The 9,448-nt window shown below is 27.6% G+C and carries 10 protein-coding genes and 1 tRNA gene; 6 read left to right on the forward strand and 5 right to left on the reverse strand.

Going from position 1 to position 9,448, the window contains the following annotated elements; translation table 11 throughout:
• From PLW95_07210 to PLW95_07230, 5 genes are all read left to right on the forward strand, one after another.
• The coding region (locus PLW95_07210; GenBank protein ID HOV22442.1) for a hypothetical protein at positions 1-818 on the forward strand (818 nt) is incomplete at its 5' end.
• Between the two features lies 1 nt (position 819).
• Positions 820-1,854, forward strand: coding sequence for a radical SAM protein (locus PLW95_07215; GenBank protein ID HOV22443.1), 1,035 nt, complete (start codon positions 820-822; stop codon positions 1,852-1,854).
• Positions 1,841-2,383: an arginine decarboxylase, pyruvoyl-dependent gene (locus PLW95_07220; protein ID HOV22444.1), complete on the forward strand. Its 543-nt coding sequence runs from the start codon at positions 1,841-1,843 to the stop codon at positions 2,381-2,383. Before PLW95_07215 ends, PLW95_07220 begins: the two co-directional genes overlap by 14 nt.
• A complete protein-coding gene (gene speB / locus PLW95_07225; protein HOV22445.1) occupies positions 2,383-3,270 on the forward strand; it encodes an agmatinase in 888 nt (295 codons plus the stop codon). Before PLW95_07220 ends, speB begins: the two co-directional genes overlap by 1 nt.
• Positions 3,245-4,099 carry a polynucleotide 5'-hydroxyl-kinase gene (locus PLW95_07230; protein ID HOV22446.1) on the forward strand — a complete coding sequence of 285 codons (855 nt, stop codon included), beginning with the start codon at positions 3,245-3,247 and terminating at the stop codon, positions 4,097-4,099. The genes speB and PLW95_07230 overlap by 26 nt, the downstream gene beginning before the upstream one ends.
• Before the next feature lie 15 nt (positions 4,100-4,114).
• Here PLW95_07230 and PLW95_07235 read toward each other — a convergent pair.
• The 5 genes from PLW95_07235 to PLW95_07255 form a co-directional block, all read right to left on the reverse strand.
• A tRNA-Leu gene (locus PLW95_07235) sits at positions 4,115-4,199 on the reverse strand.
• A gap of 463 nt (positions 4,200-4,662) precedes the next feature.
• Positions 4,663-5,505: a hypothetical protein gene (locus PLW95_07240; protein ID HOV22447.1), complete on the reverse strand. Its 843-nt coding sequence runs from the start codon at positions 5,503-5,505 to the stop codon at positions 4,663-4,665.
• Positions 5,486-6,112, reverse strand: coding sequence for a dTMP kinase (tmk, locus tag PLW95_07245; protein HOV22448.1), 627 nt, complete (start codon positions 6,110-6,112; stop codon positions 5,486-5,488). Before tmk ends, PLW95_07240 begins: the two co-directional genes overlap by 20 nt.
• Positions 6,112-6,708 (reverse strand): hypothetical protein, encoded by a 597-nt coding sequence (locus tag PLW95_07250; protein HOV22449.1) that lies wholly within the window; start codon positions 6,706-6,708, stop codon positions 6,112-6,114. The genes tmk and PLW95_07250 overlap by 1 nt, the downstream gene beginning before the upstream one ends.
• Before the next feature lie 74 nt (positions 6,709-6,782).
• A complete protein-coding gene (locus PLW95_07255; GenBank protein HOV22450.1) occupies positions 6,783-7,988 on the reverse strand; it encodes a GGDEF domain-containing protein in 1,206 nt (401 codons plus the stop codon).
• A 97-nt stretch (positions 7,989-8,085) separates the two neighbouring features.
• Between PLW95_07255 and PLW95_07260 the strand changes: the two genes are divergently transcribed.
• Positions 8,086-8,814, forward strand: a complete 729-nt coding sequence (locus tag PLW95_07260; GenBank protein ID HOV22451.1) for a hypothetical protein — start codon at positions 8,086-8,088, stop codon at positions 8,812-8,814.
• Positions 8,815-9,448 lie beyond the last annotated feature (634 nt).

A 9,448-nucleotide genomic window follows, 5' to 3' on the forward strand; every position in this document is an offset into this window, starting at 1 on the left:
TTCATACAACAAATTCTGATGGGACTTTAACTCCTGATGAAATTTGTAAAATTTATAAAAATGCTGGTTATGATTTTATTTCAATAACAGACCATAATAAATTTACAATGCCTTCTGACTCACATAATTTACTTTTAATACCAGGGATAGAATTAACAAGTAATAGAAAAGGAGAATTTCATCTTGTGTGTATTGGAATTGCAAAAGATATTGATGTAAAAGGTTTTTTCCCACAACAAATGATAAATACTGTCAATTTCAAAAAAGGAATACCTATAATTGCTCATCCATATTGGAGTGGCCTAACATCAAGTTATGTTTTAAAATTATCTGGTTGGTTTGGAATTGAGATTTATAATAATACCTGTGAGAGAAGATGGGGAAAAGGTTCTTCAACTATTCACTGGGATGAGATTTTACAAAAAGGAAGAAAATGTTTTGGTTTTGCTGCTGATGATAGCCATCATCGTTTTGGAGAATTTTTAGAAGATGACATAGCAGGAAGTTTTATAATGGTAAGGGCAAGCAAATTAGAAGAAGATGAGATATTAAATTCAATAAGAAATGGTTTTTTCTATTCTTCAATAGGTCCATTGATACAAAATTTTGAAGTATATAAAAAAAAGATTTATATAAAAACAACACCTGTTTATACCATTAATTTTATTGGATATGGATGGACAGGACAACTTTTTTCTGGCAAAGGTAAGGAAATAACAGAAATTGAATATACAATTAAAGGAGAAGAAAAATATATAAGAGTTGAAATAACTGATAAAAACAATAAAAAAGCATGGACAAATCCTGTTTATCTATAAAATGGATGAAACATTTCATATTCAATGGCATATTACAAATTCCTGCAATTTAAGATGCACACATTGTTATCAGGAAAATTTTACTTCTGAAAAAGATATTTATTTTGAATTTTTAAAGGGAATTTTTACCAATATTGAAAATTTTTTAAAAGAGAAAAATAAAAAACTTGTTCTTGACCTGACTGGTGGAGAAATTTTTCTTTATAAGGACTGGAAGAAAATTATTAAATTGGTTTTTTCTTCAGAAATTGTAAAGAAAATTGGCATTATAACAAATGGTTTTTTCTTAAATGATTCAACAATGAAATTTTTAAAAAATTTTCCTGAAATTGAAATAAAAATATCAACAGAAGGAATTGAAAAAGAAATTTATGAATTTTATAGAGGAAAAGGAAATTTTAAAAAATTTATAGAAGTTATGGAGATATTGAAAAGTATAAATTTTAATAAAACACTTATGTTTACAATAACGGAAAATAACAGTGAGCAGATGGAAAAAATTTTTGATTTTTGCAGACAATATAATTTCTCTAAATTTATTATTGAAAGATTTATTCCATTGGGAAATGGTAAAGAAATGAGAGAGGATATTGTAAAAATTGATACATGGTGTAAAATAATAAAAATTTTATTTGAAAAATGTGGTTTAGAATTTGATATTGCTGATATTCTGCCTTATAGAGGTTTTATGGTTGAAATGAAAAATGAAGGAAATTTTCTTTATGGTGCTTCGTGCATAGTTGGCAGAGATGGAATGGCAATAATGCCAGAAGGGGATGTTTATCCTTGTAGAAGATTTCCACTTAAAATAGGTAATTTATTACAACAAAAATTATCTGATATATGGGAAAATTCATCTGTTTTAAATTTATCAAGGGATAAGAAAAATTTGAAAGGTATTTGTAAAGGGTGTATAATTAATGATTGCTTTGGGTGTAGAGCCCTTGCATATAGTTTAAAAAATGATTTTTTAGAAGAAGATATTTTATGTTTTTTAAATTGGAAAGGAGGGGAAAATGTCAATGGTACCAAGTAAGGTTTTTTTAACAAAAGGGGTTGGTAAAGATAAAGAGGAATTAACGAGTTTTGAGAGAGCATTAAGAAATGCTGGTATTGCTCAATTTAATCTCGTTAGTATATCAAGTATATTTCCTCCTAATTGTAAACTGATTTCTAAAAAAGAGGGACTTGCACTTTTGCAACCAGGACAAGTTGTATATACTGTTATAAGCAGAAACAAAACAAATGAACCGCATAGATTGATAACATCAGCAGTGGGTATTGCTATTCCAAAAGATAAAAATCAATATGGGTATTTATCTGAACATGCTGGATTCGGAGAGACAGAAGATAAAGCAGGGGATTATGCAGAAGACTTAGCAGCAACAATGCTTGCAACTATTTTAGGACTTGAATTTAATCCTGATTCTTCCTATGATGAAAAAAAAGAAATATGGAAAATGTCAGAAGGAATAGTTAAAACAACAAGTATAGTTCAATCAGCAATAGGGGAGAAAAACGGTCTCTGGACAACTGTTGTGGCAGTTGCCGTTTTTATTCTATAATGGAAAACAATTTCTTAGGTATAAAAAATACAAGTTTTAAATCATCAAAATTTCTTATTTTATCTATCCCTGTTGAACTTACCACTTCTTTTGGAAAAGGGACACAATTTGCTCCTGAAAATATAATATTTTCTTCTAAACAACTTGAGTTTTTTGATGAACAATTCAAGATAGAACCATATAAATATGGAATAAAAACACTTGAACCATTACAAATTGATGTAAAAAATTCCCACTCAATGCTGAAAAAGATAGAAAACAGCATAAAAAAACTCATTAAAGAGAGGAAAATAATAATTTCAATAGGGGGGGAGCATACTATAACTTATGGAATTATAAAGGGATTTAAACATTTTTACGAAAATTTTAATGTCCTTATTCTTGATGCTCATGCTGATTTAAGAGATAAATATCAAAATAGTAAATTTTCTCATGCTTGTGTTTCAAGAAGAATTACAGAAGAAGATTTAAAGGTTCATATTTTAGGAGTAAGAAACATGAGTAAAGAAGAATTTTTATTTACAGAAAGTAATAAAGAAAATATAAAGATATTTTATTCTTACCAGATGAAAAAAACAGATTGGAGAAAAGAAATAGTTGAGAAATTACCTTCCGGGAAATATTATTTAAGTATAGATGCTGATTTCTTTGACCCTTCTTTGATTCCAGAAGTTGGAACACCTGAACCAGGGGGATTTTTCTGGGATGAAACAATTGAATTTTTTGAAAATTTTATTTTAAGGAAAGATATTGAATTGATTGGATTTGACTTTGTTGAACTATCTCCAAAGAGATTGGATTCCCCTTCGTCTTTTATTTCTGCAAAAATAATTTATAAACTAATTGGGCTTTTATCTTTAAATGAAGATAAAAATCATAGGAAATAGACACTTTGAAATTCTTTTTCAGAAGAAAATAAATAAAATACTTCTAATTGGGAATGTGGATACCGGAAAGACCACGATTTTGAAAGAAATTGCAAGAAAATTTATTTTTTATTCAATTCCTGTTACCATAATTGATTGTGATATAGGGCAATCATTTATAGGACCTCCAACAACTATATCTCTTATCAAATTAAAGAAAAATGTTTATAATTTTTTCCCATTTCCTGATAGATTTTATTTTACAGGTGCTATATCTCCATCTTCAAATATAATTGGTTTTCTCACGGGAATTGAAAAAATAGAAGAAGTATGTAAAAGAGAAAAAAATGAGAAAATCCTTATTGATACAACTGGCTATATTAAAGATAAAATAGCAAGAGAAATAAAAATTCACAAAATAGAAGTTTTTTCTCCTGACCTTGTTTTATTACTTGAAAAAAAAGATGAACTATTCTTTGTGAGAAATTTTTTAAGATATTCAAAAATAAAATTTTTAACAATTAAAATTCCAGAAAATTTTCCTGTTAAAACAATAACTGAAAGAGAAGAAAACAGGAGCGAAAAATTTAGGAGATACTTTCGCATAACAGATAAAATAAAAATAAATATAAATAATATTTCAATAAAAAAGATAAATTTAGATGAAGGAATATCTTTAAATAATCCAGATGGTTTGCTATTATCTTTAAGAGATAGAAACTTAAATGATAGAGTTCTTGGAGTAATTTCAAAAAAAGAAAGGGATTTTTTAGAAGTTTTTTATCCAAAGGGGAAAATTGATTTTGAAGTGAAAGGAATTGCTATTAGTAATATAAAAATAGATTTTTGATTTTGAGTGATAAAATGCCGAAGAGGGGATTTGAACCCCTACCCGCTATAATGCGGACCAGGTCCTGAACCTGGCGCGTCTGCCGTTCCGCCACTTCGGCTTTACTCTTCTTTTACATTTCTACTGACGACCTATATTCTTACAAAATTTCTCTGCTTATCACAGTTGTGCTACAATTTCTTCTTTTTTACTTCTTTCTCTATAATTGCTGTTTACTTCTTTTTTACCCAAATTTCCCTGCTCTCATCCGCACCAGCTCGGCGTAAGCAAGTCATAGTAAAGTATTAGGGGAAAAACAACGCCGAGGTTCCGCCACTTCGGCTTTACTTTTCTTTTACATTTCTACTGACGACCTATATTCTTACAAAATTTCTCTGCTTATCACAGTTGTGCTACAATTTCTTCTTTTTTACTTCTTTCTCTATAATTGCTGTTTACTTCTTTTTTACCCAAATTTCCCTGCTCTCATCCGCACCAGCTCGGCGTAAGCAAGTCATAGTAAAGTATTAGGGGAAAAACAACGCCGAGGTTCCGCCACTTCGGCTTTTACTCTTTGAATAGTATTACAGGGAAGAGTTGATAAAAAAAGAAAAAAATAAATTTTCAAGAGCGAGTTTTATATTTACATTATATCTTATTCTGTTTTTTGTCTCTATTGTTTTCTCAATATTTTCTATATCAATTTTTTCAACCACTTTCTTATCAAAAATATTTTTATTTACCAATAAATTAGATGATAACCCATTTTTTTTAAAATAAATATCTCTTAAAATAATAGAGATATTTTCCAAAAAACCTTCAATTTCTTCTCTTTCTTTTTCTTTCACAAAAGTATCAATTAACTTGAAAAAATCAAAATATTTTTTTTCTTCCAATGTAGATATAATTTCATTAAATTTATTTCCGCTTTTTTCCATTTCTTCATTAAATTCAGGAAGACAATAATTTAATTTTAATTTATGGCATCTGGATATTATTGTTGGGAGAAAAAAATTTATGTTATCGCTCAATATAATAATATTTGAATAAGAAGGTGGTTCTTCAAGAATTTTTAAAAAAGAGTTTGCTGCTTCTTCTTTTATAAAATTTATCTGGAAAATATATGACTTTGATTTTCCTAAATATGGGCTTATGAAAATATCTTCTTTTATCCATCTAACTGTATCTATTGAAAGCAAACTTTTTTCAGGAATTATCCATTTTACATCAGGGTGTGTTCTGTTTTTTATTTTTAAACAACTATCACATTTTCCACAACAAAAATTTTCACAATTCAAAGAAGATGCTAAAAAAGTAGCAACTTCAATTCTTTCCTGTTTTGTTCCTCCATAAATAATATAAGAGTTACCTAATTTATCAAATTTTTTAGAGTTTATTATAAATTTTTTAATATCTTCTATATTCATCTTTAAATTTTTCCCATGTTTCTATAATTTCCATATGTGTTTTTTGGACTGTTTTTCTTTTTATAACATTGACATTATTTAAACTTTTTGAAATTTTTAAATATCCTTCTCTTACCTTTCTTTGAAATTGGATTGATTCATTCTCAATTCTATCTTTCTTTTTTTTATTTAAAACAGATATAACAGATTCTGGTTTAACATCAATAACAAAGGTTATATCAGGAAAATATTTATCAATAAAGTATTTATGGATTGTCATTATAAGTTTTTCCGATATACCTCTTCCATATCCCTGATATGCAATTGTTGAGTAAATATATCTATCAAGAATTACAGTTGAACCACTATCTTTTTCCTTTTTAATTTTTTCCTGGAGAAGTTGGGACCTAGATGCAAGGTATAAGAAAAGTTCAGTCCATTTATCAATATTACTTTTATTATTTAGTAGTAACTTCCTTATTTTCTCTCCAATTACAGTTCCACCTGGCTCATAAAGCAAAATTGTTTTTTCTCCATTTTCCTTTAAATATTTTTCAAATAGTTTTGCCTGTGTGCTTTTCCCACAACCATCAATACCTTCAAAACTTATAATAAGTCCTTTTTTCATTATATAAATTTAAAATATACCTTTCCGAGAATCTCGTTTCCACTTTTAATTATTAATTCAAACTTTGTTTTTTCCTTATCAATTGCCTTATCCTTTCTTATATTCTTATAACTTATCCAGAAGTTAATATCATTTGTAGTATTTTTGCTTTCTGGAACAAATCCAACAAAATTTGCTTTAATATGTTTTCTCTCCGGCTTTATTTCAACTTTTGTTATCCTAAATTTTGTTTCTTTTGGTATTTCAATTTCATCCTCTGAAGTTGCTTCCAATATTGCTCCGTCCATTTCAATATAAACAAGTAAAGATGTTTCTTCTGGTTTTATATCAATATTTTTTCCATCCTCAGTAATTTTTTCTTCAACTTTTACAACAGGCAAATTGATGCTTTTTTTTGATACAGAAGAGCATTGGATATTTTGATAAAAAAATAATAAAAAGTAATAGTATGAAATACCGGTAAATATTAAAGAAAGAACAAAAGAAATCCATCCTTTTTTCCTATTAGTTATAAAAACAATTTCTGACAAAATAAGCAAAATTATTGATAAAGATATTAAAATAACAGCGATTATTTTTCCAAAAATTGGACTCATTTTTTCTCCTTGGTTTAATTAGTTATAATTTTTAAAAACCTTCATTTATATTCCATTTCTTATTTTAACTCTTTTCATTCTCCGTAAATAACCACCTTATTTTTTCCTATATTTTTTGCTTTAAATAAAGCATTATCTGCTTTACCTAAAATTTCTTCTTCATTTTCTCCGTGTTCGGGGAATGTTGCAATTCCTATACTTAAAGTTAAATAAATTTCTTCTTTTATTATATTTTCTAAAAAATTGTATTCAGAAACATTATTTTTTACTCTTGTTGCAACAACTTTTGCATCACTACTTGATGTAAATGGCAAGATATAAGCAAATTCATCTCCACCAAATCTACATACAACATCTGACTCTCTTAAACTTAATTTCACAACTTTGGCAACTTCCCTTAAAATAATATCCCCATTTGAGTGTCCATATGTATCAACATAGTGTTTAAAATTATCAAGGTCGGAAATCATTATTGAAACAGGAAATCCCTGTCTTTTTGCAAGAATAAATTCATCTTTTAATCTTTCAACGAAATATCTTCTATTAAATAAATTTGTTAAAGGGTCGGTTATTGCTAATTGATTTATTTCTTCATGCAAGATTGCATTTTCAAGTTGAGTATTCAACTGTTCTGTAAAAATGTCAATTATAATTTTTAATGATTCAAATTCTTCTTCCTCTTTTTTATTCATTATTTGATATGTCCCTAATACAATAATTCCTTTTTCAAAAATAGGAATTATCATGACTGAATTACAATTATTTAATTGATACTCTTCAATATATTCCTTTATTTTTTCATTATCTATAGATAGGGGATAAAATGTTATCATTCTGTAATTTTCAAAATTATTTTTTCTATTTCCAGCGAAATTATTTATTACAAGAATATCTGAATAACTATATTTTTTTACTCTTTCGTCAATAATAATAAAAATTCCTTTATTTGCATTAAAATAATTCATGATTGTTTCAAGAGAAGATTTTAGGATTTCATTTACTTTAAGACTTGAACTTACTTTAAGAAAAGCGGTATGCAATTTTTCAAGTTTTGTTTTTTGTATAAGCAATTGGAGATAATAATGTTCAACCAATTTATATGTTAAAAAAAGAAAAATATAAAGGAAAATCAAAAAAGGTATTAAATCAATAAAAATTTCCCTTATTGGCACATCTCTCTTTATGAAAGCATTTGTAAAAAGGATAATTTCACTGATTACAACAGTAAGGAGAACCCATGTAAATATTAATAACTTTTTCCCATAAATATTTTTTTGCATATATTTATTATTTTACTTTTTTTCAAAAAAAAGTAAAAATATGTTTTTTATTACCCGAAAAATTGACAGAAACTGAAAGAAAGAATAAAATTTCAATATGAAAATTAAAGTTTTATTTATATTCTTTCTAATGAGCAGTATTGTATTTTCTAAGGTTAATTACAGGATAATTATAGATAGAAATATATTTTCTCCAAAAAGTATAGAAGCAGAAAAAAAAGTTGAATACCCTGAAGTTGTAAGAAAATTTACTCCTCCTGAAATTGATAAAATTTTTAAAGTTGCAGGCACTATTATATTTGAAGAAGATAGAGGGAAAAATATAGTTATTCTGGAAGATACAAAAACAAAAAGTATGAGTTTTCGTAAAATTGGTGATATTATAAATGGTTTTAAGATATTAGAGATTGACGAAAATGAGGTTATATTTGAATCTGATGGAGAGAAATATTTATTGAACGAAATTGGGTGTGAGTGCTTAACTATTCCAAAAGAAGCAATTGTTTTTGAAGTAAAAATGGGCGCTCTTTTAGAAGTTATAGAAAAGCAGTCCAATTTAATTGAAAAAATAGAAGTAAAAAAAATAAAAAAAGATGGTAATTTTATTGGTTTTGAAATAGGCGGGATTGAAAAAGATTCATTTTTAGAAGAATTTGGCATTCAAAATAAAGATATAATTACAGGAATAAATGGACATTTATTTGAAAATGAGGATTTTTATTTTGACTTTTATGAGGCAATACTTAGACAGGAAATTAAAAGAGTTGAAATAAAATTTTTAAGGGATGGAAAGCATCATATTTATATTTATCATTTTATTCCTTGATTTAAATTTTATGAAAAGTAAGTTATTGATTTTCAATGACTTGTTAACTTCGTAAGTTAACAAAAATATTTTATGACTATCCATTGACAATTACACTTTGGTATAGGTAATATATTTATGCGGAGTGGATGAGTGCCAGTTCAAGTACCGGGTAGTGGAGTTGAAAAATCCCGGGGCGTCAGAATTCCTTCGGGAAGTAATCCAGGTTTCTGGAGCGCCTACTTCATTGCACCGCCACTCCGCTTTTTAACTCTAATTCATAAATTCTTACGACAATTAAAAAAGATGTCCTACTATTTTTCCTACATATCAGCAAACATTCAACCCAAATTCCGCCATAATTAGGCACTAAGTAAGTTTATTATATCATATATTCATCACAGCAACAGGGTTTTTTAACAAAGGTAGATGCTATACTTAATGCCTATATGAACATTATAAGAAGAAAATATGTCTTTATCCCAATTTGAGTTTATACATACAGTAAAAACCTTTCCCCTCACCTATCCTCTCCCCGGTGGGGAGAGGGAAAAAAGAGAAGAGGGGAGATGCTCGCCCGTAGGATATACGCCCGAGGGGAAGGGTGAGGGGGGTATTAATTTCTATTATACATTTGATGTAAAAACAGTATGAA

It is taken from the genome of bacterium (genome assembly GCA_035370465.1).
GTDB lineage: Bacteria > Ratteibacteria > UBA8468 > B48-G9 > JAFGKM01 > JAGGVW01.

Excerpts from the sequence above, each read along its gene's own strand:
- speB (HOV22445.1), top strand. The coding sequence starts at position 2,383 with ATGGAAAACAATTTCTTAGGTATAAAAAATACAAGTTTTAAATCATCA.
- PLW95_07260 (HOV22451.1), top strand. The coding sequence starts at position 8,086 with ATGAAAATTAAAGTTTTATTTATATTCTTTCTAATGAGCAGTATTGTA.
- PLW95_07215 (HOV22443.1), top strand. The coding sequence starts at position 820 with ATGGATGAAACATTTCATATTCAATGGCATATTACAAATTCCTGCAAT.
- PLW95_07230 (HOV22446.1), top strand. The coding sequence starts at position 3,245 with ATGAAGATAAAAATCATAGGAAATAGACACTTTGAAATTCTTTTTCAG.
- PLW95_07255 (HOV22450.1), bottom strand. The coding sequence starts at position 7,988 with ATGCAAAAAAATATTTATGGGAAAAAGTTATTAATATTTACATGGGTT.
- PLW95_07220 (HOV22444.1), top strand. The coding sequence starts at position 1,841 with ATGGTACCAAGTAAGGTTTTTTTAACAAAAGGGGTTGGTAAAGATAAA.
- tmk (HOV22448.1), bottom strand. The coding sequence starts at position 6,112 with ATGAAAAAAGGACTTATTATAAGTTTTGAAGGTATTGATGGTTGTGGG.
- PLW95_07250 (HOV22449.1), bottom strand. The coding sequence starts at position 6,708 with ATGAGTCCAATTTTTGGAAAAATAATCGCTGTTATTTTAATATCTTTA.
- PLW95_07240 (HOV22447.1), bottom strand. The coding sequence starts at position 5,505 with ATGAATATAGAAGATATTAAAAAATTTATAATAAACTCTAAAAAATTT.